23 protein-coding genes are annotated in these 21,723 nt (G+C 54.8%); 1 reads left to right on the plus strand and 22 read right to left on the minus strand.

Going from position 1 to position 21,723, the window contains the following annotated elements; translation table 11 throughout:
* Window positions 1–3: 3 nt before the first annotated feature.
* The 22 genes from HKD42_RS05430 to HKD42_RS05535 form a co-directional block, all read right to left on the minus strand.
* A complete protein-coding gene (locus tag HKD42_RS05430) occupies window positions 4–1,650 on the minus strand; it encodes a ribonuclease J (RefSeq protein ID WP_343042194.1) in 1,647 nt (548 codons plus the stop codon).
* Window positions 1,647–2,441 (minus strand): type III pantothenate kinase, encoded by a 795-nt coding sequence (locus HKD42_RS05435; protein WP_170011006.1) that lies wholly within the window; start codon window positions 2,439–2,441, stop codon window positions 1,647–1,649. The genes HKD42_RS05430 and HKD42_RS05435 overlap by 4 nt, the downstream gene beginning before the upstream one ends.
* A 12-nt stretch (window positions 2,442–2,453) precedes the next feature.
* Complete coding sequence (locus HKD42_RS05440) at window positions 2,454–3,164, minus strand: biotin--[acetyl-CoA-carboxylase] ligase (protein ID WP_170011008.1); 711 nt, start codon at window positions 3,162–3,164, stop codon at window positions 2,454–2,456.
* A complete protein-coding gene (gene nuoN / locus HKD42_RS05445; RefSeq protein ID WP_170011010.1) occupies window positions 3,161–4,624 on the minus strand; it encodes an NADH-quinone oxidoreductase subunit NuoN in 1,464 nt (487 codons plus the stop codon). Before nuoN ends, HKD42_RS05440 begins: the two co-directional genes overlap by 4 nt.
* A complete protein-coding gene (locus tag HKD42_RS05450; protein WP_170012133.1) occupies window positions 4,624–6,207 on the minus strand; it encodes an NADH-quinone oxidoreductase subunit M in 1,584 nt (527 codons plus the stop codon). Before HKD42_RS05450 ends, nuoN begins: the two co-directional genes overlap by 1 nt.
* Window positions 6,207–8,204, minus strand: coding sequence for an NADH-quinone oxidoreductase subunit L (gene nuoL / locus HKD42_RS05455; RefSeq protein WP_170011012.1), 1,998 nt, complete (start codon window positions 8,202–8,204; stop codon window positions 6,207–6,209). Before nuoL ends, HKD42_RS05450 begins: the two co-directional genes overlap by 1 nt.
* A gap of 6 nt (window positions 8,205–8,210) precedes the next feature.
* Entirely contained in the window at window positions 8,211–8,516 is a 306-nt protein-coding gene (gene nuoK, locus HKD42_RS05460; protein WP_170011014.1) for an NADH-quinone oxidoreductase subunit NuoK, read from the minus strand.
* Window positions 8,513–9,136 carry an NADH-quinone oxidoreductase subunit J gene (locus tag HKD42_RS05465; protein WP_170011016.1) on the minus strand — a complete coding sequence of 208 codons (624 nt, stop codon included), beginning with the start codon at window positions 9,134–9,136 and terminating at the stop codon, window positions 8,513–8,515. The genes nuoK and HKD42_RS05465 overlap by 4 nt, the downstream gene beginning before the upstream one ends.
* 27 nt (window positions 9,137–9,163) lie before the next feature.
* Entirely contained in the window at window positions 9,164–9,652 is a 489-nt protein-coding gene (gene nuoI, locus HKD42_RS05470; protein WP_170011018.1) for an NADH-quinone oxidoreductase subunit NuoI, read from the minus strand.
* A complete protein-coding gene (locus HKD42_RS05475; RefSeq protein ID WP_170011020.1) occupies window positions 9,649–10,131 on the minus strand; it encodes a hypothetical protein in 483 nt (160 codons plus the stop codon). Before HKD42_RS05475 ends, nuoI begins: the two co-directional genes overlap by 4 nt.
* Window positions 10,128–11,174 carry an NADH-quinone oxidoreductase subunit NuoH gene (gene nuoH / locus HKD42_RS05480; protein ID WP_170011022.1) on the minus strand — a complete coding sequence of 349 codons (1,047 nt, stop codon included), beginning with the start codon at window positions 11,172–11,174 and terminating at the stop codon, window positions 10,128–10,130. The genes HKD42_RS05475 and nuoH overlap by 4 nt, the downstream gene beginning before the upstream one ends.
* Window positions 11,174–11,365, minus strand: a complete 192-nt coding sequence (locus tag HKD42_RS05485) for a hypothetical protein (protein WP_170011023.1) — start codon at window positions 11,363–11,365, stop codon at window positions 11,174–11,176. Before HKD42_RS05485 ends, nuoH begins: the two co-directional genes overlap by 1 nt.
* Window positions 11,362–13,371, minus strand: a complete 2,010-nt coding sequence (nuoG, locus tag HKD42_RS05490) for an NADH-quinone oxidoreductase subunit NuoG (protein WP_170011025.1) — start codon at window positions 13,369–13,371, stop codon at window positions 11,362–11,364. The genes HKD42_RS05485 and nuoG overlap by 4 nt, the downstream gene beginning before the upstream one ends.
* 145 nt (window positions 13,372–13,516) lie before the next feature.
* Window positions 13,517–14,809: an NADH-quinone oxidoreductase subunit NuoF gene (gene nuoF, locus HKD42_RS05495; RefSeq protein ID WP_170011027.1), complete on the minus strand. Its 1,293-nt coding sequence runs from the start codon at window positions 14,807–14,809 to the stop codon at window positions 13,517–13,519.
* Entirely contained in the window at window positions 14,799–14,981 is a 183-nt protein-coding gene (locus HKD42_RS05500) for a hypothetical protein (protein ID WP_170011029.1), read from the minus strand. Before HKD42_RS05500 ends, nuoF begins: the two co-directional genes overlap by 11 nt.
* Window positions 14,981–15,649 (minus strand): NADH-quinone oxidoreductase subunit NuoE, encoded by a 669-nt coding sequence (gene nuoE / locus HKD42_RS05505; RefSeq protein WP_170011031.1) that lies wholly within the window; start codon window positions 15,647–15,649, stop codon window positions 14,981–14,983. The genes HKD42_RS05500 and nuoE overlap by 1 nt, the downstream gene beginning before the upstream one ends.
* On the minus strand, window positions 15,642–15,812 hold the full coding sequence (locus HKD42_RS05510) for a hypothetical protein (protein ID WP_170011033.1): 171 nt from the start codon (window positions 15,810–15,812) through the stop codon (window positions 15,642–15,644). Before HKD42_RS05510 ends, nuoE begins: the two co-directional genes overlap by 8 nt.
* Window positions 15,809–17,020, minus strand: a complete 1,212-nt coding sequence (locus tag HKD42_RS05515) for an NADH-quinone oxidoreductase subunit D (RefSeq protein ID WP_170011035.1) — start codon at window positions 17,018–17,020, stop codon at window positions 15,809–15,811. Before HKD42_RS05515 ends, HKD42_RS05510 begins: the two co-directional genes overlap by 4 nt.
* The gene (locus tag HKD42_RS05520) at window positions 17,017–17,736 is read right to left on the minus strand and encodes an NADH-quinone oxidoreductase subunit C (RefSeq protein WP_170011037.1); all 720 of its coding nucleotides are present in this window, start codon (window positions 17,734–17,736) and stop codon (window positions 17,017–17,019) included. The genes HKD42_RS05515 and HKD42_RS05520 overlap by 4 nt, the downstream gene beginning before the upstream one ends.
* Window position 17,737: 1 nt before the next feature.
* The gene (locus HKD42_RS05525; protein ID WP_246236751.1) at window positions 17,738–18,337 is read right to left on the minus strand and encodes a NuoB/complex I 20 kDa subunit family protein; all 600 of its coding nucleotides are present in this window, start codon (window positions 18,335–18,337) and stop codon (window positions 17,738–17,740) included.
* Window positions 18,334–18,720, minus strand: a complete 387-nt coding sequence (locus tag HKD42_RS05530; protein WP_170011041.1) for an NADH-quinone oxidoreductase subunit A — start codon at window positions 18,718–18,720, stop codon at window positions 18,334–18,336. The genes HKD42_RS05525 and HKD42_RS05530 overlap by 4 nt, the downstream gene beginning before the upstream one ends.
* 125 nt (window positions 18,721–18,845) lie before the next feature.
* Window positions 18,846–20,279, minus strand: a complete 1,434-nt coding sequence (locus HKD42_RS05535) for a coniferyl aldehyde dehydrogenase (RefSeq protein ID WP_170011043.1) — start codon at window positions 20,277–20,279, stop codon at window positions 18,846–18,848.
* A gap of 158 nt (window positions 20,280–20,437) precedes the next feature.
* Between HKD42_RS05535 and HKD42_RS05540 the strand changes: the two genes are divergently transcribed.
* Window positions 20,438–21,634, plus strand: a complete 1,197-nt coding sequence (locus HKD42_RS05540; protein ID WP_170011046.1) for a thiolase family protein — start codon at window positions 20,438–20,440, stop codon at window positions 21,632–21,634.
* The last annotated feature ends 89 nt before the right edge of the window (window positions 21,635–21,723 follow it).

Consider the following 21,723-nt stretch of genomic DNA (forward strand, 5'->3'; position numbering starts at 1 on the left):
GCCTTAATCCCCGATCATCATGACTTTGACTTGCGGCCGCTTACCGCTCCAACGCTGTGTTGCCCGGCGTGTGGCAAGGCGGGCTGCTTCCATAATTTGCCCCATATCTTTGTGCGCGTTGCCTTTCAGCCCTTTGATAGCCTTCATGACGTCACTCTTCGCTTCGCTCAAGAAATCCTCGTAATCCTCATCAAGCGGCAGGCCATACCCTTCAATGGTCGGCTGCAATGAAGGGCTGAGCGCCACGATCACCAGCCCATTGTGGGCAAGACGGCGGCGCATCACGATGGATTCCCCATCCGCCGGTACGATCAAATCCCCATCCAGAACCAATCTGCCTGAGTGTACCTCAGCCAGCTTACCTGGTTTGCCGGGTGCAAGCCGGACAATATCGCCATTCTTCTGGAAGACGTTGTGTTCAATTCCGGCTTCGCGCCCTACCCGCACCTGTTCCCGCATATGACGAATTTCCCCGTGGACGGGAACGAGGATTTCAGGACGCAGCCAGCTATACATGGCTTCCAGTTCAGGACGCCCCGGGTGGCCTGATACGTGGATCATGCTCTGCCGGTCAGTCACCATCACAATACCGCGATCCGCCAATTTATTCTGAATCTTACCAATCGGGATCTCGTTGCCGGGGATCTGGCGGCTGGAAAACAGCACAACATCGCCGCGCACCAGCTCTATCGGGTGATTGCCATCTGCCACCCGCGACAGGGCTGCACGCGGCTCCCCCTGCCCGCCGGTTGCAACGATCATCACATCCCCGCGCGGCAAGCGCATGGCAGTGTCGAAATCAACAGGCTTTGGAAAATCTGCAAGATACCCATGCGCCTGGGAGACTTCCACAATCCGGTCCAGCGACCGCCCGGCGACACAGATTTGCCGGCCTGTCTCATTCGCTATTTCCCCCAAGGTCTGCAATCGGGCGACATTGGAAGCGAACGTAGTCACCAGAACACGTTTGCCGGTGTGCTTGCCGACCTCTTCCAACAACCCCTGATAGACGGCCCCTTCCGAACCGCTGGGGTTGGGATTGAACACGTTGGTGGAATCGCACACCAGCGCAAGGATACCGTCGTCTCCGATGGCCCTCAATTCTTCTTCGCTGGTGGGTTCGCCAATGATCGGGTCTTCATCAAGTTTCCAGTCACCGGTATGGAAAACTTGCCCGTAGGGCGTGTCGATTACCAGCGCGTTCCCTTCCGCGATGGAGTGCGCCAGCGGCACATAACGGACACCGAACGGGCCAACTTGGAATTGTTCCAGATCATCAATGATGTTGAGCTCGACCTGGCCCGACAGGCCTGCCTCTTGCAGCTTCCGTTTTACCAGTTCCGCGGTAAACGGCGTCGCATAAAGGGGTACATCCAACTCAGCGGCAAAATACGGCACAGCTCCGATGTGATCTTCGTGCGCGTGAGTTAAAACGATACCTGTGAGGTCGTCCAAACGGTCCTCGATGAACTCCAGATCAGCGAACACCAAGTCGACGCCGGGATATTCATTTCCGGAAAATGTCATCCCCAAATCGACCATCATCCACTTGCCATCACAGCCATAGAGATTGACGTTCATGCCAATCTCACCAGACCCACCTAAAGCAAGGAAAAGCAGTTCTTTTTCTGGTCGAAAGTTCTTTTTCACGTCTGGGATTTGCCCTTCTTGCCCGCACGATCTGCCAGGATCGCTAAGCCTTGGATGGTGAGATCATTGTCTACCACATCGAATATTTCAGTATTATCGTCGAACAGTATTGCGAGACCGCCAGTGGCTACCACCCGAACCGGGCGGCCTATCTCGTCTCGCATCTTCCTAATCAGGCCCTCCATCATCGACACATAGCCCCAGAACACCCCAATCAGCATCTGGTCCTCTGTGTTACGCCCGATAACGCTTTTCGTTTCCGGCGTCCGGATGGCGATCCTAGGTAATTTGGCCGTTTTACCCACCAGCGCATCGAGCGACAGGTTGATTCCCGGCGCAATAATACCGCCTTTATATGTGCCGTTGAAATCGACAGCTTCAAACTTTGTTGCTGTACCAAAGTCGACGACGATCAAATCGCCGGGATATTGTGCATGGGCGGCCACACAATTGAGCGCGCGATCAGCACCTAAAGAGCTTGGGTGATCTACGTCTATCTCAAAGCCCCAAGCGGCATCACCTTTGCCGGCGATCAGCGGCGTTATCCCGAAATACTTCTGTGACAAAACGGTTAGATTGTGATCGGCACGCGGTACAACCGAACCAAAGATGATCTGGGTGACATCCTCGCGGGCGTGACCTTCAATTTTCATCAATTGAAGCAGCCACACCGCATATTCATCTCCGGTCCGGCGCGGATCGGTGGCTATACGCCAGCGTGTCTTGATCTCCTCACCATCAAATAGGGCGAAGACGACGTTCGTGTTTCCGACATCGGCTACCAACAGCATGATCTGTTTCCTCTAATCAAGCAGTACATCGCCAGCGTGAATGGCACGGGTCGAGCCATCCGCCAAGCGCAGCAATAAAGAACCATCATCGGCAAGCCCATCGAATGTGCCCGTTTGGACATCCGCGCTGCTATCATGAACCGACAGCGCCGTGCCCACCGGATGCCCAACAACCATCCACCGGCGCAGCAACGGTTCAAGTCCGTATGTCCGCCACCGTTCCAATTCGATAGAGAACTGTGATCGCAAACTTTCGGCAAAGTGATCCCGGTCTGGCGCGGGCCCATAATCCGAAAAGGCGGCGGTCGCCCGGTCCGGAAGGTCTGGAGCTTTCGCCAGATTGACCCCGATGCCGACGATGACAGCACCAGCGCTTCCTTCAAGCAACACACCTGAAAGCTTCGCATCGTTCAGCAAAAGATCGTTTGGCCATTTCAATATTAGGGAAGCGTTATCGGGACACAGCGGCTGGCACACCTCAAACAGCGCAAGACCTGCCGCCAAAGCCAAACTGGAGATGGGCGGATCAGCGGGTGCCGGATGCACAACCGTCGACCCCATAAAGTTACCCGATCCATCGAACCATTCGCGCCCTTGACGGCCCCTGCCGGCCATCTGGCGGTCTGCGACCAGCCAATCCCCCTCCCTGACAAGAGCGGCTGATTGCAACCGCTTCGCCAAATCGGCATTGGTAGAGCCAGTTTCGGCTATGTGCTCAATCAAATGATGAAGAACAGCGCTGCTGCCGCACGACTGGCCAAAGCCCCCAGTGGAACTATCAACAGATAGCCCAAAGGCGACACGATCAGCGCAGTAACTGCCAACACGGCCCAGCGGGCTGTATCATGCGAAGGTGCAACGACGCCTGCAGGCTCATCAAAATACATGATCTTGACGATCTTGAGGTAATAGAACGCGCCGATAACGCTTGCCGCGATACCAAGAGCCGCGAGCAACACCATGTCCGCCTGTACGGCAGCTTGGAACACCACCAACTTACCCCAGAACCCGAACAATGGCGGGATACCAGCCAAGCTGAGCATCATCATCGCCATACAAAGCGCCAACCAAGGTTGAGACCGGGACAGTCCACCAAGTTTGGAAATCTCTTCAACTTGCTTGCCGTCCGCATCGCGCATCATCATCACGACAACGAAACTGCCCAATGACATGGCAACGTAGATCGTCAAGTACACCAGCATGGCCGCTGCGCCCGCTTCCGTCGCCGCCGCAAGGCCGATCAGAATAAAACCAACATTGTTGATAGAACTGTAAGCTAGCAGACGTTTGATGTTGTCTTGGCTGATAGCGCCCAATGCGCCGACCACAATCGATGCCAAAGCGGCGAATATAACGATCTGCTGCCAAGCATCACTTTGGCCGCCAAACGGATCGAGCGCGATCCGCATCATAATCACGATCGCAGCCACTTTTGGTGCGGTTGCAAAGAATGCGGTTACCGGCGTTGGTGCGCCTTCGTAAACATCTGGCGTCCACATGTGGAACGGTACGGCTGCAATTTTGAACGCCATCCCCGCCAAAACGAACACGATACCAAATAATGCCCCGGTGCTCAGCCCGTCTTGCAAGGCAACACGGATGCCAATGTAGTTTGTGGAGCCGGTAAAACCGTAGACCAGGCTCATACCGTACAACAAAATACCTGACGCCAAAGCGCCCAAGACGAAGTATTTCAGACCCGCTTCTGCGGACCGGTCATCGCTTCGCGTAAAGCTGGCCAGAACATATGAAGCAAGGCTGGTCAGTTCGAGCCCCATGTAAAGGGTCATCAAATCAACCGCAGACACCATCAGCCCCATGCCCACTGCACCAAACAGCATCAGAACAGGGTATTCAGGACGATATTCGCCCGTGGCATCAAAGAATTTCGGGGTGACGATCAAACAGCCAATCGCGGCCAGATAGATCAGGATTTTGGAAAAGCTACCAAACGCATCCATCCGGTAAATACCGGCCCATGCATCACCGCCCAATTCAAAGGCAGGATTGGTGAGAAAGTCTGCAGTGATCGCAGTCGCGCCGAACAACGCAGCGACCGCCAGGATGGTTACAATACGTGCGGCTTTGTCACCGACAAACGCACACACCATCAGCAAGATTAGCCCGCTGATCGTCAGCAGTATCTCAGGCGATGAGAGCGCGAGGGAGTTAACGATATCCATTATTCTGGTCCCTCAGAATTATCATCGCCATGATCATCACCATGGCCCTCACCATGTTCGCCGTCCGGCATTGCATTGGCCGCAGCCGTCAAAGGCTCACCCGCTACTAACTTGGCATCACCTTCAGGGGCGGCCCGTGCCAAACGCGCATCCAGTGCAGCAATGTCCGCACGCATCGGTGCAAGGAAACTCTCCGGATAGACACCCATCCACAATACTGCTGCCGCGATAGGCCCTAGCATAAACCACTCACGCAAATTCAAGTCACGCATGGCTGCGGCATCAGCATTTTTCTGTTCGCCAAATGCAACCCGGCGATAGAGGTATAGCATGTAACCCGCGCCCAAGATGATACCTGTGGTGAGTACAAATGTGGCTAAGCTGGACACTTCATAAATACCCGCAAGGCTCAGAAATTCTGCCACAAACCCACTGGTCCCCGGAAGACCGATGCTGGCCATCGTGAACAACAGGAAAAAGATCGCATATTTGGGCATATTGATCGACAGACCACCATACCGGTCAATCTCTCGTGTATGCAGCTGGTCGTAAATAATCCCAACGCACAGGAACAACGCGCCCGATACCAAGCCATGGCTGAGCATCATGATCATCGCACCTTCCAGGCCTTGCACGTTGAAGGCGAACAAGCCCGCAGTCACAATCGCCATGTGGGCAACCGAACTATAGGCGATCAGCTTCTTCATATCGTGTTGCACCAGAGCAATCAGGCTAGTCACCACCACAGCAACCATCGACAGCCCCAGGATCAACCATACGAATTGCGCAGAAGCCTCTGGGAACATGGGCAGGCTGAACCGGATAAAGCCGTAGCCTCCCATTTTCAGCAGCACGCCCGCCAGAATAACCGAACCGGCCGTTGGCGCCTGAACGTGTGCATCGGGCAACCATGTATGCACCGGCCACATCGGCATTTTCACCGCAAAGCTGGCAAAGAACGCCAACCACAGCCACGTTTGTGCCGCCGGTGGGAAGTCATATTGCATCAGCGTCGGGATATCAGTCGTCCCGGCTTCATTGATCATCCACAGCATCGCGATCAGCATCAGGACAGAGCCGAGCAAGGTGTAGAGGAAGAATTTGTAGCTGGCGTAAATCCGGTTATCGCCGCCCCAAATGCCAATGATCAAGTACATCGGGATCAAACCCGCTTCAAAGAAGATGTAGAACAGCAACATATCCTGCGCTGCAAAAACACCGATCATCAGCAGTTCCATGATCAGGAACGCCGCCATATATTCACCAACGCGTTTTTGGATGCTGTCCCAACTTGCCAAAATACAGGCTGGCATCAGGAACACCGACAGCACGATCAACATCAAGGCAATGCCATCAATACCCAGCGCATAACTGAAACCGGCAAACAGGTCAGCCCGCTCGGTAAATTGCCATTGCGGGCCGCCCACTTCGTAGCTCAGCCATAGGCCAATGCCCAATGCCAGATTGACCAGAGTAGCGCCCAGAGCCGTCCACCGCGCACCATTGGCATCAAGGAACAAGCATAGCACCGCTGCAACCAGCGGCACCGCGAGCATTACGGAAAGGATCGGAAAGCCGTCCATTACATCAAAATCCAAGTGATTGCCGCGACCAGCCCGAGGAGCATGATCAACGCGTAGCTATACAAATATCCGGACTGGACCTTCTTGGCCGCGATAGCGCCCTTCTCGACCACCCAGGCAGCGCCATTGGGTCCAAAGCGGTCGATGATCCCTTGATCGCCGATGATCCACAATTTCCGCCCAATCCAGAAAGCAGGCTTGACGAAAATCGCGTCATACAGCTCGTCAAAGTACCACTTATTCGACACAAACTGGTGCACATACCGGAACTGTTCAACGAACTTACCCGGAATGGAAGTGTCTTTGATATAGGCCATCCACGCGCCGAGAAGGCCGAGCAGCATGACCACAAAGGCTGAGTACTTCACCCAGTATGGCACTGCGTGCATCGCATGGATCAGTGCTTCATTATAGAATATCGAACCTGCCCAGAAACCGGCATCGTCCAGGAAGCTTGGCGCAAATACCTGTCCAGCGGCGATTGCACCAACGGATAGCAGCACCAACGGTATCAACATTACAATCGGGCTTTCATGCGGTTTGTAACCGCCGGTCGTATCCTCACCAACTTCCTCAGGGGTCTTATGCACCGTATGCTGGATGTGCTCGCTCTCGATCCAGCGTGGTTTACCCCAGAAGGTCAAGAACATCAGACGCCAGCTATAGAAGCTTGTCAGCAGCGCCGCAGTCACGCCCATCCAGAATGCGAACATTCCCAGATCGGTGCCGCGAGCGAACGCAACCTCTAGGATCGCATCTTTCGACCAGAAACCGGCAAAGCCAGCACCCAGATGATAGACACCCACGCCGGTAATCGCGAGCGTACCAAACATCATCGCCCAGAAGGTGACCGGGATTTTCGTCCGCAGACCGCCATAATAGCGCATGTCTTGTTCGTGATGCATCGAATGGATCACAGAACCCGCACCGAGGAAAAGCAGTGCCTTAAAGAACGCGTGCGTAAACAGGTGGAATATCGCGACGCCGTAAGCACCAACGCCGGCAGCAAAGAACATATAGCCAAGCTGCGAACACGTTGAATAGGCAATAACCCGTTTGATGTCCCACTGCGTGGTACCAACCGTCGCAGCGAAAATACACGTTGCCGCGCCGATGAAAGTCACCATGCCAAGCGCGACGGGTGCAGTTTCAAACATTGGCGAAAGACGGCACACCATGAACACGCCAGCCGTAACCATTGTCGCCGCGTGGATCAGTGCAGAAACCGGTGTTGGCCCCTCCATCGCGTCGGGCAACCAAGTGTGTAGGCCAAGCTGAGCCGACTTACCCATCGCGCCAATAAACAGCAGGATGCACAGAATATCCATGGTGTGGAGGCGGTAACCAAGGAAACCGATTGTCGACCCGCTCATAGCAGGCGCAGCTTCAAGGATCTCCGGAATTGACGTGGTACCAAACACCAGGAATGTTCCGAAGATGCCCAGCATAAAGCCCAGATCACCAACACGGTTGACCACAAATGCTTTAATCGCGGCCTTGTTCGCGCTTGGTTTCTTAAACCAGAAACCAATCAGCAGGTAGGAAGCGAGGCCCACCCCTTCCCAACCGAAGAACATTTGAACCAGATTGTCTGCTGTCACCAGCATCAGCATCGCGAATGTGAATAGGCTGAGATAGGCGAAGAACCGCGGCTGATCCGGGTCTTCCTCCATATAACCCCAGCTATACAGGTGCACGAGCGCGGAAACGCTGGTGATGACAACCAGCATGATCGCCGTCAGCGCGTCTACCCGCAATTCCCAGTCGAAGCTGAGATCGCCGGATTGGACCCACTGCAAAACGGGTACAACATCAGCCGTCATGCTGTCGGTCAGGAAGCCGATAAAGATTGGCCAGCTAAGCGCACACGACACGAATAACGCGCCCGTTGTCAGCAACTTAACAGGTGTGTTGCCCAATGCCTTGTTGCCCAATCCGCCAATGATGGCAGCCAGCAACGGCAGGAAAACAATGAGCAGGATGGAGTTCTGGAGCACCGGTGCTTATCCCTTCATCCGGGTCACATCGTCGACGGCGATGGTGCCGCGTCCGCGGAAATAGATAACCAAAATAGCCAAACCAATGGCCGCTTCACCCGCAGCAACGGTCAGGACGAGCATCGCAAACACTTGGCCGGTGAGATCACCTAGAAAGGCGCTGAAAGCCACCAGATTGATGTTCACCGACAGCAGAATGAGCTCGATCGCCATCAGGATGACAATCACATTCTTCCGGTTGAGAAAAATACCAAGCACGCCCAGCACGAACAGGATCGCACTGACGACTACGTAATGTTCGACGCCAATCACAAATCGACCCCTCTGCCAATTTCGGGTTTGACCAGATCGGTCGCGTCTTCCGGACGGCGACGGTTCTGCTTGCCTATATCCTGATGTCCGCGCGCGCCTTCTGGGCGTTGGCGGTGGGTCAGCACAATTGCGCCGATCATCGCCACCAGCAGGATGATACCCGCTGCCTCGAACAGGAAGATGTACTTGCCGTAAAGCAGTGCGCCCAGCGATGTAATGTTGCTCTCACCCACCAATGGGGCGTTTGCACCATCCGCTACGCCCAATACCAATCCGCCAGCACGATATGCGCCGATGCCGAGCACCAGTTCCGCCAGCAGGACCAGCGCAATCGCAATCCCCAGCGGGAAGTTCTTGATGAAACCGGCCCGCATTTCAGCAAAGTCGATATCGAGCATCATCACCACGAACAAGAACAGCACCGCAACGGCCCCGACATACACAATGACAAGCAGCATCGCGACGAATTCTGCGCCCAGCAGAACCATCAAGCCAGCAGCGTTAAAAAATGCCACAATCAACCACAGCACAGAATGCACCGGGTTGCGCGCCAAAATGGTCAACGCGCCGCTGGCCACAACCAGTACGGCGAACAGATAAAAGGCTAAGGTCTGGATCATCGGATCTCACTCATTTCTGGGCGGCCCCTAACGATACGGCGCATCGGCTTCAAGGTTCGCGGCAATCGCCCGCTCCCACTTGTCCCCGTTCGCCAGCAATTTTGCCTTGTCATAGAGCAGTTCTTCGCGCGTTTCGGTCGCATATTCGAAGTTTGGCCCCTCGACCACAGCATCTACAGGGCAAGCTTCCTGACAGAAGCCGCAATAGATGCATTTAGTCATGTCGATATCATAGCGCGTGGTCCGGCGGCTGCCGTCCTCGCGCGGTTCGCTTTCGATCGTGATTGCCTGCGCCGGGCAAACCGCTTCGCACAGCTTACAGGCGATGCAGCGCTCCTCCCCGTTCGGATAGCGACGCAAAGCATGTTCACCCCGAAAACGAGGGGAAAGCGGGTTCTTCTCGAACGGATAGTTGATCGTCACCTTGGGTTTGAAGAAATACTTCAAGGTCAGCATATGCGCCTTGACGATTTCCCATAGGGTGAAGGATTTTATGAGGTGTGTGAGGGTGCTCATTGCGCCACCTTCGATTTCTTACATGTACCCAGCATCACCATCTGGAAATTCTCACGGTCTCCGTTCTCTTTCAAAACAGAGCCCATGGGAACAATCGAGAAACTGGCTTTTTTCTCGCTAAAGTCCGAGATTTGTACGAGCGCCCCGCATGCCTCTTCAGTGAACAAGCAGTTCGAATCTTTGCGTGTTGCGAACGCAAATTGGCGCGGTGCGATTTCCGTAGCCAAATATTGCCCACCCAGACCCAAAGCATCCAATATTCCGGGATCATGACTGACGAGCAAGCTGCCGTCCTCCGAACGGGAGGTTACGAAAGTCCAACGGAAAGTTTCTTGCTCTTCGCGTGTCACTTTGTCTGCACTGTAAGACCAATCAGACTCATCGCTCATCAGCAGGACACGCTTCTCTGCGGTACAGTCATATTCGATTCCCGCACCTGCAAGAGATGCAGCGACAGCCAAAACAGGAAAACCGATCATACCCCGTACCTCGTCAGCATAAGATATCCGGAAACAAGGAAGACAAACAGCAGGCTCAGCGGCAGGAAGACTTTCCAGCCCAAACGCATCAGCTGGTCATAGCGGTAGCGCGGCACCGTCGCCCAAGTCCAACTGAACACCAGGAAGAACAGGAACGTCTTGCCGAGGAACCAGATCCAGCCCGGCACCATGTAAAGCGGTTCCCACTCAAACGGCGGCAACCATCCGCCCCAGAACAGGATCGCGCACAATGCACACATCAGCAGGATGTTGGCATATTCACCGAGCCAGAACAGCGCGAAGGCCATCGAGCTGTATTCGGTCTGATACCCGGCGACGAGTTCGGATTCCGCCTCGGTTAAGTCGAACGGCGCGCGCGCCGTCTCTGCCATTGCGGAGATCAGGAACATCACGAAGAGCGGGAACAGCAGCGGGTTAAACGCAAAGGCATTCACAAAACCCAGACCGTGGCCACGCTGCGCCTCAATAATGTCGTTGAGATTGAACGACCCGGCCCACAGCACAACGCAGACCAGAATGAAGCCGATGGAGACTTCGTAGGAAATCATCTGCGCCGCTGCGCGCATGGCGGAGAAGAAGGGATATTTGGAGTTGGACGCCCAACCCGCAATCACCACGCCGTAAACGCCCAGCGAACTGATGGCGAGGACATAGAGCAAGCCGACATTGATGTCCGCCAATACCGCGCCCGAATTAAACGGGATCACCGCCCAAGCCGCCAGCGCCACTGTGAAAGTGATAATCGGCGCGAGAAGGAACAGCACTTTGTTGGATGCAGATGGAATGATCGTTTCTTGCAAGAAGACTTTCAGGCCATCCGCGAAACTCTGCAACAGACCAAAGGGGCCGACCACGTTCGGTCCGCGCCGCATCATAACCGCGCCCAGAACCTTCCGGTCCACATAAATGATCATCGCCACCGCCAACAGCAGCGGCAATGTGATCAGCAAAATGCCGGAAATCGTCGCGGTAAACCACGCAAATTCATAGCTCATGCCGAGGGAGAGGAAGAAATCGGTCATTAGTCGCCACCCCCGCCATCAGCGCCGCCGGAATCACCGTAGCCATCAGAATTTCCATGACCCGAATCGTGCCATGGATGCGTGCCAGAAGCCTCTTTCCGATCCGTCATCCACATTGAAATACGCAACACTCCGAAGATCAGCGCGCCCGCCATCGCGAGGGCCAGCGAAATAGTCAGGACATAGATCATTCCGCGGCCTCCAACATCTCATCCGCGTGAAGCAATTCCTGAGAACATTGCTGCATCACAGCGCTTGCCCGCGCGATGGGGTTGGTCAGGTAGAAATCCTTGATCGGATATGCCGAAATTACGCCTTCCGCCTTTGCTTTCGCATCGGCTTTCGGAAGATCACCGTAATCGGCCAAGCCTTCGTCGCCCAGCGCCGGCACTGCCTTCATCATTGCGGCCTGCAATTGGTCAAAGCTATCGAAACCGACTGTCACGCCCAGCGCATCCGCCAAGGCGCGCAGAATGGTCCAGTCTTCACGCGCATCACCCGGCGCAAACACGGCTTTTTCGGCAAATTGCACGCGGCCTTCGGTGTTGACGTAGGTTCCGTCTTTTTCCGCATAGGAGGCTGCTGGCAGGATAATATCCGCCGCATGTGCGCCCTTATCGCCGTGGTGCCCGATATAGACTTTCAGACTGTCTGCGAATGGCTCAAAATCCATTTCATCTGCACCGAGTGACAGGACGACCTTCGGTTTCGCCTTAACGATATCCGCCATGCCGTTTTTCTGCGCATAGCCAAGCATCAACCCGCCCATGCGTGCGGCAGAGAAGTGCATGACGTTGAAGCCGTTCCAGCCATCCCTAACCAGTTTGAACTTATCAACCAGCTTCAACGCAGGGGCCAGCGCACCCTTCGCCAGAGCAGCTCCGCCCAGAATAACGGCCGGACGTTCCGCCGCCTTCATCGCATCACCGAGAGCTTTCGGAATGCGGTTCAGAACTGCAAGATCATCGCCCAAGAACGTCGCAGGATATGTCGGATCCCACTCAGGGCCGACAATGAACACTTTCGCACCGTTCTTCACCGCTTTGCGAATACGCGCATTGACGAGGGCTGCTTCCCAGCGAACGTGACTGCCGACGATCAGGATCGCGTCAGCCGTCTCAATGCCGGCAAAGCCGGAGTTGAAATTGACGGCGGCCAAGTTTGACACGTCATAATCCATGCCGGTCTGACGGCCTTCGAGCAGTGTACTGCCCATCGCGCCAAGAAGCGCTTTCGCTGCAAACATCGTTTCGCAATCAACCAAATCACCAGCAATCGCGGCGATGTTCTTGCCGGGTTTCGCCTTGGCGATAGCTTTGAAAGCTTCGTCCCAGCTGGATTCGGTCAGTTTACCGCGTTTCCGCATGAACACTTTATCGAGACGGCGCTTGGTCAGGCCGTCCACTTGATAGCGTGCTTTATCGCTCAACCATTCCTCGTTCACATCATCATTGATGCGGGGCAGCGCGCGCATAACTTCGCGGCCACGACTGTCGAGGCGGATGTTAGCACCGACAGCGTCGGACACGTCGATGCTGAGCGTTTTCTTCAGTTCCCAAGGGCGCGCTTCAAACGCGTATGGGCGTGACGTCAAGGCGCCAACCGGGCACAGATCGATCACGTTCGCGCTTAACTCATGCGATGCAGCCTGTTCCAGATAGGTGGTGATCTGCATATCTTCGCCGCGATACAGAGCGCCGATTTCGTCAACGCCAGCGATTTCCTCGCTGAACCGGACGCAGCGTGTGCAGTGGATGCAGCGCGTCATCGTGGTCTTGATCAACGGGCCCATATACTTCTCGGTCACAGCGCGCTTGTTCGCATCATAACGCGATGAACCGCGGCCATAGGCAACCGACTGATCCTGCAAATCGCACTCACCGCCCTGATCGCAAATCGGGCAATCAAGCGGGTGATTGATCAGCAGAAATTCCATCACGCCTTCGCGTGCGGTTTTCACCATTTCGCTGTCGGTGCGGATTTCCTGACCCTCAGCAGCAGGCAGCGCGCAGGATGCTTGCGGCTTGGGCGGCCCCGGCTTCACTTCGACCAGACACATGCGGCAATTGCCCGCAATGCTCAGCCTCTCATGATAACAAAAACGCGGGATTTCTTTGCCCGCAAGCTCACAAGCCTGAAGGACAGTCGCGCCTGCTGGAACTTCGAGTTCCTGTCCGTCTACGGTGACTTTAGGCATTAGTCACAACCTCCATCACCATCAAAGAACCCGTTACCACCCACATCATTGGCGCCTTGATGAAACCGAAAAACCTTCGCTGCGATAAAAAGAGCGATGGCACTAACGAAAAAAATCGAGCCTGCGTTTTCCGACAAAAAGTCCGTCATTCCGCCGCCTCCGCGAATTGTGCGTTATGTTCGTGAATGCGCCGCTCCAGTTCAGGGCGGAAGTGTTTGATCAGCCCTTGGATCGGCCAAGCCGCGGCATCGCCCAGCGCGCAGATAGTGTGGCCTTCGACCTGCTTGGTAACTTGCTGCAGCATATCGATTTCTTCGATTGCCGCATCGCCGGTGCGCAGACGTTCCATCATGCGCCACATCCAACCGGTTCCCTCACGGCACGGGGTGCATTGGCCGCAGCTTTCATGCTTGTAGAAATAGCTGATTCGGCTGATCGCGCGGACGATGTCGGTGGATTTATCCATCACGATAACCGCAGCGGTCCCCAGTCCCGATCCAACGCCTTTCAGGCCGTCAAAATCCATCGGGCAGTCGATGATGTCTTTCGCCGGAACCAGCGGAACGGACGAACCGCCGGGGATTACTGCCAACAAATTATCCCAACCGCCGCGAATTCCGCCGCAATGGGTCTCAATCAGTTCGCGGAAGGAAATGCTCATTTCCTCTTCAACCACACACGGTTTTTCAACATGGCCGCTGATCTGGAACAGCTTGGTTCCGTGGTTACCCTCTGCGCCGAAGCTGCTGAACCAGCTCGCCCCGCGGCGCAGGATCGTGGGCACAACTGCGATACTTTCGACATTGTTCACTGTGGTCGGGCAACCATATAGCCCAGCACCCGCCGGGAATGGCGGTTTCAAGCGCGGTTGCCCCTTTTTGCCTTCCAGGCTTTCGATCATTGCGGTTTCTTCGCCGCAAATATATGCGCCCGCACCGCGGTGCATAAAGACGTCAAAATCATAGCCTGATTTGCAGGCATTGTTGCCAATCAGACCGGCGGCATAGGCCTCGTCAATGGCTTTCTGCAGCACTTCGGCTTCGCGGATATATTCGCCGCGAATGTAGATATAGGCAGCGCGCGCGCGCATGGCGAAACCGGCCACCAATGCGCCTTCGATCAGCTTGTGCGGATCATGGCGGATAATCTCGCGGTCTTTGCACGAACCCGGCTCAGACTCGTCGGCATTGATCACGAGGAAGGACGGGCGACCGTCCTTGCTTTCCTTCGGCATGAAAGACCATTTGAGACCGGTCGGGAAACCCGCCCCGCCCCGTCCGCGCAGGCCCGATGCTTTCATCTCGTCGATGATGGCATCATTACCCATGGCGATCAGGTTCTTGGTTTTGTCCCAATCACCGCGTTTTTTCGCAGCCTTCAGCCCCCAATCTTGGAAGCCGTACAGGTTAGTGAAAATGCGATCCTTATCAGCGAGCATCGTTGTCGCCCTTCTTCAGCATTTTGATTTGTCGCAAAGCGAGAACTTGAAACAATAGTCCGACACCCATCATAGCTATGCCGGATTCGCGGTCACCTGTGGATGCCAGATAGGCCCCAATCAGGAAGCTCGCCAAACCTGCAAAAATGAGTGCCAAAAGCCCGCCGTTCATCACCATTCCTTCCGGTAATCGTGATTGGCATCGACCATTTCTTTAAGCGTAGTCGGTCCGCCGGATGGTTCGGACGTATGGCGGCCCGGCTCCTGCGTGCCTTCTTTCGGCTGCTCGCCAGCGGCCAGCGCATCCAGCACCGCGTCAAGGCGTTCGACCGTCAAATCTTCGTAATTTCCGTCATTGATCTGAACCATCGGCGCAGTGGCGCAATTGCCCATGCACTCGACCTCCGTCAGCGTCCAAAGACCATCTTCGGAGACTTTGCCCTTCTCCATCCCGCGCTTTTTGCAGGCGGCGATGATATCGTCCGATCCGCGCAGCATACACGGCGTGGTGCCGCAGACCTGCACGTGGAATTTACCCACCGGAACAAGGTTATACATAAAATAGAACGTCGCGACTTCGAGCACGCGGATGACCGGCACATCGATATAGGCGGCGACATATTCGATCACCGGCAGAGGCAACCAGCCCTGCGTATCGGTTTCCGCGCCAACCTGACGCTGCGCCAGATCAAGCAACGGCATAGTCGCAGATTTCGCGCGACCTTCTGGATAGGATGCGATGAATTTATCGGCTTTCGCCTTGTTCTCTTTCGTCCAAGCAAAAGAGCTCCACCGAGCGCGGAGTTCAGGCGTATCAGGTGCGAGTTGACGATTAGCCATTAGCCTTCTCCTGGCGACTGCCTAGCCAATTGCAGAATAAACCTGGGACTAGCGCGACGAGAGTCCATGCCGCGACTTCCTCAACGCCGAAGATCCACTTTGCGATCATCAGGCCAAACCCGGTCAAGATCAAAATCGTGCCGATGACAGTCCAAATATTCACCGGTCACACTCCCCAAAAACAACATCAATAGCGCCGAGGATCGCGGTCGCGTCCGGCAGCATGTGGCCTTTGCTCATAAAATCCATCGCCTGCAGGTGACTGAACGCGGTCGGGCGGATCTTGCACCGATATGGCTTGTTCGTTCCGTCCGCGACCAGATACACCCCAAATTCGCCCTTGGGGCTTTCTGTGGCGACATAGACTTCGCCAGCAGGCACGTGAAAGCCTTCTGTATACAGCTTAAAGTGGTGGATAAGCGCTTCCATCGATTGCTTCATCTCGCCGCGCTTTGGCGGGGAAACTTTGCGATCGTCGGAGCAGATCGGGCCATCGGGCATCTCAGCGATACATTGTTTGATGATCTTGGCACTTTGATAGACTTCCTGAACACGGACCATAAAGCGGTCGTAACAGTCAGAGTTTGTGCCAACCGGAATCTCGAAATCCATCCGGTCATACACATCATAAGGTTGCGATTTACGGATATCCCACGGGATACCAGCGGCCCGGATAAGCGGACCAGAGAAGCCCCAAGCCAGCGCATCTTCCTTGCTCACATGAGCGATATCGACGTTGCGCTGTTTGAAAATACGGTTGTCGATCACAAGGCTCATCGCATCGCCGAACAATTCGGGCAGCCGGTTATCAACCCAGTCACCGATATCGGTCAGCAGCTTCAGCGGCACATCCTGATGGACCCCGCCGGGGCGGAACCAAGCACTATGCATTCTTGCGCCCGAAGCACGCTCAAAGAAGTTCATGCAGTCTTCGCGAATTTCAAAGACCCACAAGTTTGGCGTCATGGCGCCAACATCCATCACATGCGCACCAATGTTGAGCATATGATTGGAAATACGGGTTAGCTCTGCGAACAGAACACGCAGATATTGCGCCCGCTCCGGCACTTCCAGATTAAGCATCTTTTCGATCGCCAGAACATAAGAATGCTCCTGACATAGAGGCGAGCAATAATCCAAGCGGTCAAAATATGGGAGCGCTTGCAAATAGGTCTTATGCTCGATCAGCTTTTCAGTACCGCGGTGGAGCAAGCCCACATGCGGATCGATACGCTCGATAATTTCGCCATCCAGCTCCATAACCATCCGCAAGACGCCATGCGCAGCGGGGTGCTGTGGACCGAAATTGATCGTGTAGTTGGAAACGACTTCGCCGTCTGTGGTGGGCGATTCTTCAAGCTGCATGCTCATTTCGCATCTCCTGAAGGTTTGGCCGCTTTTTTATCAGCCTTTGGCCCGGCACCAGTTTGCTTGGGGCTTTCAGTCACTTTAGGTTTATCAACGTCGGGCACGCTGACTTTTTCATCACCGGGCAAGACGTATTCGGCACCTTCCCACGGGCTCATAAAATCAAACTGCCTTAAGTCTTGCGCAAGCTCCACCGGCTCATAGACAACGCGCTTGTCCTCTTCAGAATAGCGCAGCTCTGTATAACCAGTGAGCGGGAAGTCTTTACGGAAAGGATGCCCTTCAAAACCGTAATCGGTCAGAATACGGCGCAGGTCGGTATTCCCATCAAACAGCACGCCGTACATGTCGAACACTTCACGCTCTAGCCAGCCAGCATTGGGCCACAGCGTTGTGACTGTTGGAACAGGCGTGTCTTCTGATGCGCTAAGTTTCACCATCAAACGGTGATTTTTTGTTACGGAAAGCAACATATAGACGACTTCGAAACGCTCTTCACGTTCCGGATAATCGACACCGGCCATTTCCATCAATTGCTGATATTCATGATCATCACGCAGGGCGCGAAGAACATCTTCGATGCCATCTCGCTTAACCGTGAAAATCAGCTCACCATGCTGCTCTTGAACAGCAAGCAGGTTAGCCCCCATTGCAGCAGAAAGCGTATCTTGCACGCCATCATTGCTGGCGAATTTCGGTGCGGAGTGAAGAACAGCCATGTTAACGCTCTATCGTCCCTTCGCGGCGGATTTTACGCTGCAACTGCATCACACCGTATAGCAGCGCTTCCGCAGTTGGAGGGCAACCGGGGATATAGATATCCACTGGTACGATCCGGTCACAGCCGCGAACGACGCTATAGCTATAGTGATAATAGCCGCCGCCATTGGCGCAGCTCCCCATCGAAATAACATATTTAGGATCGGACATCTGGTCATACACTTTACGCAGCGCAGGAGCCATTTTGTTGCACAAGGTTCCAGCCACAATCATCACATCAGATTGGCGCGGGCTGGCGCGCGGTGTCACGCCGAAACGCTCCATATCATAGCGCGGCATGTTCACATGGATCATCTCTACTGCGCAGCACGCCAAGCCGAACGTCATCCACCAGAGCGAGCCAGTACGCGCCCAGTTGAACAGATCTTCCGTGCTCGTGACAAGGAAACCCTTGTCATTCACTTCTGTCTGAAGCGCATGAAAATAATCCGCGTCAGGATGGCGCACATCGCCGCCCTGAGCTGTGGGTTGCGCAGTGGGAACATTGCCCAAATTTACAGGCGAGCTTTGCGCCGCGAGAGGTATCTGCTGGTTACTCATTCCCAGTCCAACGCCCCTTTCTTCCATTCATAAGCAAGCCCAATCGCCAGTATCCCCAGGAAAACCATCATGCCGACCCAGCCCTGCCAACCGGTCTGTTCAAGACTGACCGCCCAAGGAAACAGGAACGCTGCCTCAAGATCAAAAATGATGAAGGAAATAGCCACCAGATAAAACCGGATGTCAAACGGGCTGCGCGGGTCTTCAAACGCGGGGAAGCCGCATTCATACTCGCTGTTCTTTTCCGTATCTGGATTGTGAGTCCCCGTGAGACGGGACACGCCCATCGGCAGGAACACAAACAAGGCAGATAAACCCAATGCAATGAAAAGGAATATCAAGATAGGCAGGTATTGAACTAGCTGTTGGTTGGGATCGACCAAGGGGCTGACTCGACTGGTTATTATAGATAGGCGCGCCCTAGTACCCTACCCCGCGCTTCGCAAGAGGGCGCAGGGTTGAAATCCCCGCGCCCGTCCTTGCATTTCGCGCAAGCCATCAATTCGGCTTACTTTTTTAACTGGGTCGCGATCGCTTTTTTGGTCGCCTTCCCGTAGGGCGGCTTGAAGCCGGCCAGCTTTGCAATGTCCATTTTCGGCTGCGAATATACAGACCGTGCGTGGCTGAATTCCTTGAAGCCTTCCGGCCCGTGATAGGATCCAATTCCCGACGGACCGACACCGCCAAATGGCAAGTCATCCATAGATACGTGGAAAATCACATCATTGACGGTTACGCCGCCCGATACGGTTTTCTTCAAGACCCGCTCGCGCTCACCCGCATCTTCGCCAAAATAATATAGGCCGAGCGGACGATCATTCTCGTTGATATAGTCGATCGCTTCATCGACAGCCGAATAGGTTTTAACCGGTAGCACTGGTCCGAAGATTTCTTCCTGCATTGCTGCCATATCATCCGTAACATTGCGCAAGATCGTAAGCGGCATTTTGCGGCCGTTAGAGCTTGAGAAGTCCTCATCAGCGGGGTTTACTTCGATAATATCGGCGCCTTTCTCCTTGGCGTCGGCCACCATACCCTGAAGCCGATCAAAATGGCGATCTGTCACAACAGAGGCATAATCATCATTATCGAGCAAAGTGGGATACATCGCCTCTGCTCCTTTGGTCACACCGGCAATGGCGGCGTCCTCGCTCTCTTCCGGCACAACCATATAATCTGGCGCTAGGCAGATTTGACCGGCATTGAGCATTTTACCCATCGCGATCCGTTCACCCGCTTTGTCAAAATCAGCACTGCGGCCAAGAACAACTGGAGATTTGCCGCCTAGCTCCAACGTCACTGGCACCAAATTGCGCCCTGCGGCCTCCATTACGCGGCGGCCCGTGGCAGTTGACCCGGTGAAGACCAAGTGATCAAATTGTAGCGAGGAAAACGCCTGAGCAATTTCCGGGCTACCCGTAATCACCGCTACTTCGTCCTGCGCGAAGTATTTATCGACCAGCTCGGCCATCAATGCCGAAGTTGCCTCGGTAAATTCGGATGGCTTGATCATCGCGCGGTTGCCCGCCGACAGCACTTGCATCAGCGGATTGAAAGATAATTGGACAGGGAAATTCCACGGGCTGAGAATACCGATCACACCCTTAGGCTCATACCGTAACTCGGCCTTGGCACCCAGCAGCCCAAGTGGAAACTGGACCTTGCGCTTTTCTGATTTGGACCATTTGTCCATATTTTTCAGACAGTATTTGCCGAAATTCACCGATCCGACAATATCGGTCATCATGCTTTGATCAGGGCTACGATTGCCGAAATCGTCACTCATCGCTTTGCACAATGCTTCGCCGTGATCGACCAGCAGAGAAATAGCGCGATTGATCCGGTCTTTGCGGACAGACATATCCTCCGGCCGGGCTGCGGTGAAAGCCTCTCGCTGTGCCTTGAGGATTGCTTCCATCTCGTCTTTGCGATCTGCCGCCATGTCGTATTCTCCCATAAGTATCTATTTGCCACTATTCCTTCACCAGAAGACCGAGAAAGACAAGAGCAATACGCAAACCGGTCAATAGCGGAACGTTGCTTTTGGCGCGCTGTGACTCTAACTGAAGGGCAACAGTTCCCCTCTTTGAAAGGCGTTTCATGGCCCAGTTTTCCGCTGCCGATCCAATTGTAATCTTGTCCTATGCCCGTACTCCGATGGGGAGCATGCAGGGTGCTTTGTCCGATGTTTCGGCCACCGATCTTGGCGCGACGGCTGTCAAAGCCGCGGTAGAGCGCGCGGGTGTTTCCGGAGACGATGTTGACCGCATTTACATGGGCTGCGTGCTACCCGCCGGTCTAGGCCAAGCACCTGCCCGACAAGCAGCCATCAAGGCTGGCCTGCCGAAATCTGTACAAGCCACAACCGTCAACAAAGTTTGTGGGTCTGGTATGCAAACAGTGATCATGGGCGCGGAAGCACTCGCGTCCGGCAGCGTCGACACTGTTGTTGCTGGCGGCATGGAAAGCATGACCAATGCACCGTATTTGCTGAAGAAGCACCGCTCTGGCGCGCGCATCGGCCACGACACAACGTATGATCACATGTTTTTGGATGGGCTGGAAGATGCCTACGAAGCGGGCCGCGCGATGGGTACTTTCGCGCAAGACACCGCTGATGAGTATCAGCTTAGTCGTGCCGAGATGGATGAATACTCTATCGAGTCGCTCCGCCGGGCCAATGCTGCCATCGAAAGTGGAGCATTCGCCGATGAAATTGTACCGGTAACATTTTCAACTCGTAAAGGTGATGTGTCCGTCGATACGGACGAAGCACCCGGGCGGGGTCGCCCAGACAAGATACCGGCTTTGCGGGCGGCATTTGCCAAAGACGGTACCATTACCGCTGCCACATCCAGCTCCATCTCCGACGGTGCTGCCGCAGTCGTGCTCAGCAGAGCAAGCACTGCCAAGGATCAAGGCAAAAACGCGGTCGCTACAATTGTCGCGACAGCGGCCCATGCTCAAGAACCGAAAGACTTCACAGTTGCACCGGTCGGAGCGATTACCAAACTTCTTGAAAAGGCCGGATGGACCACAGACGATGTTGATTTGTGGGAAGTGAACGAAGCATTTGCCTGTGTGGCGATGTTTGCCATGCGCGATATCGGCATCCCCCATGACAAGATCAACGTTAATGGCGGCGGCACCGCATTGGGTCACCCGATCGGTGCCAGCGGTACACGTATCATCGTAACCTTGCTCAACGCGATGAAGCAGCAGGGGAAAAAGCGCGGCGTTGCAAGTTTGTGTATCGGCGGCGGTGAAGCGACTGCAATTGCCGTGGAAATGGCCTGAGGCGCAAATGGTTTGAAGCGCAGCTAGGTCAACTGTGACTCGATAGAAGCGTTCGTGGGTGTTAGGCTTCGCCTATTACTACTGGAGGA

The sequence above is a fragment of the Pontixanthobacter rizhaonensis genome (assembly GCF_012972675.1).
Lineage (GTDB): Bacteria > Pseudomonadota > Alphaproteobacteria > Sphingomonadales > Sphingomonadaceae > Pontixanthobacter > Pontixanthobacter rizhaonensis.

Excerpts from the sequence above, each read along its gene's own strand:
- nuoF (WP_170011027.1), bottom strand. The coding sequence starts at position 14,809 with ATGCTCGCTGATAAGGATCGCATTTTCACTAACCTGTACGGCTTCCAA.
- HKD42_RS05540 (WP_170011046.1), top strand. The coding sequence starts at position 20,438 with ATGGCCCAGTTTTCCGCTGCCGATCCAATTGTAATCTTGTCCTATGCC.
- nuoG (WP_170011025.1), bottom strand. The coding sequence starts at position 13,371 with ATGCCTAAAGTCACCGTAGACGGACAGGAACTCGAAGTTCCAGCAGGC.
- HKD42_RS05465 (WP_170011016.1), bottom strand. The coding sequence starts at position 9,136 with ATGATCCAGACCTTAGCCTTTTATCTGTTCGCCGTACTGGTTGTGGCC.
- HKD42_RS05450 (WP_170012133.1), bottom strand. The coding sequence starts at position 6,207 with ATGGACGGCTTTCCGATCCTTTCCGTAATGCTCGCGGTGCCGCTGGTT.
- HKD42_RS05535 (WP_170011043.1), bottom strand. The coding sequence starts at position 20,279 with ATGGCGGCAGATCGCAAAGACGAGATGGAAGCAATCCTCAAGGCACAG.
- HKD42_RS05500 (WP_170011029.1), bottom strand. The coding sequence starts at position 14,981 with ATGAACGGCGGGCTTTTGGCACTCATTTTTGCAGGTTTGGCGAGCTTC.
- HKD42_RS05485 (WP_170011023.1), bottom strand. The coding sequence starts at position 11,365 with ATGATCTATGTCCTGACTATTTCGCTGGCCCTCGCGATGGCGGGCGCG.
- HKD42_RS05475 (WP_170011020.1), bottom strand. The coding sequence starts at position 10,131 with ATGATCGGTTTTCCTGTTTTGGCTGTCGCTGCATCTCTTGCAGGTGCG.
- HKD42_RS05515 (WP_170011035.1), bottom strand. The coding sequence starts at position 17,020 with ATGAGCATGCAGCTTGAAGAATCGCCCACCACAGACGGCGAAGTCGTT.
- nuoI (WP_170011018.1), bottom strand. The coding sequence starts at position 9,652 with ATGAGCACCCTCACACACCTCATAAAATCCTTCACCCTATGGGAAATC.
- nuoH (WP_170011022.1), bottom strand. The coding sequence starts at position 11,174 with ATGACCGATTTCTTCCTCTCCCTCGGCATGAGCTATGAATTTGCGTGG.
- nuoN (WP_170011010.1), bottom strand. The coding sequence starts at position 4,624 with ATGGATATCGTTAACTCCCTCGCGCTCTCATCGCCTGAGATACTGCTG.
- HKD42_RS05435 (WP_170011006.1), bottom strand. The coding sequence starts at position 2,441 with ATGCTGTTGGTAGCCGATGTCGGAAACACGAACGTCGTCTTCGCCCTA.
- HKD42_RS05525 (WP_246236751.1), bottom strand. The coding sequence starts at position 18,337 with ATGAGTAACCAGCAGATACCTCTCGCGGCGCAAAGCTCGCCTGTAAAT.
- nuoE (WP_170011031.1), bottom strand. The coding sequence starts at position 15,649 with ATGGCTAATCGTCAACTCGCACCTGATACGCCTGAACTCCGCGCTCGG.
- HKD42_RS05520 (WP_170011037.1), bottom strand. The coding sequence starts at position 17,736 with ATGGCTGTTCTTCACTCCGCACCGAAATTCGCCAGCAATGATGGCGTG.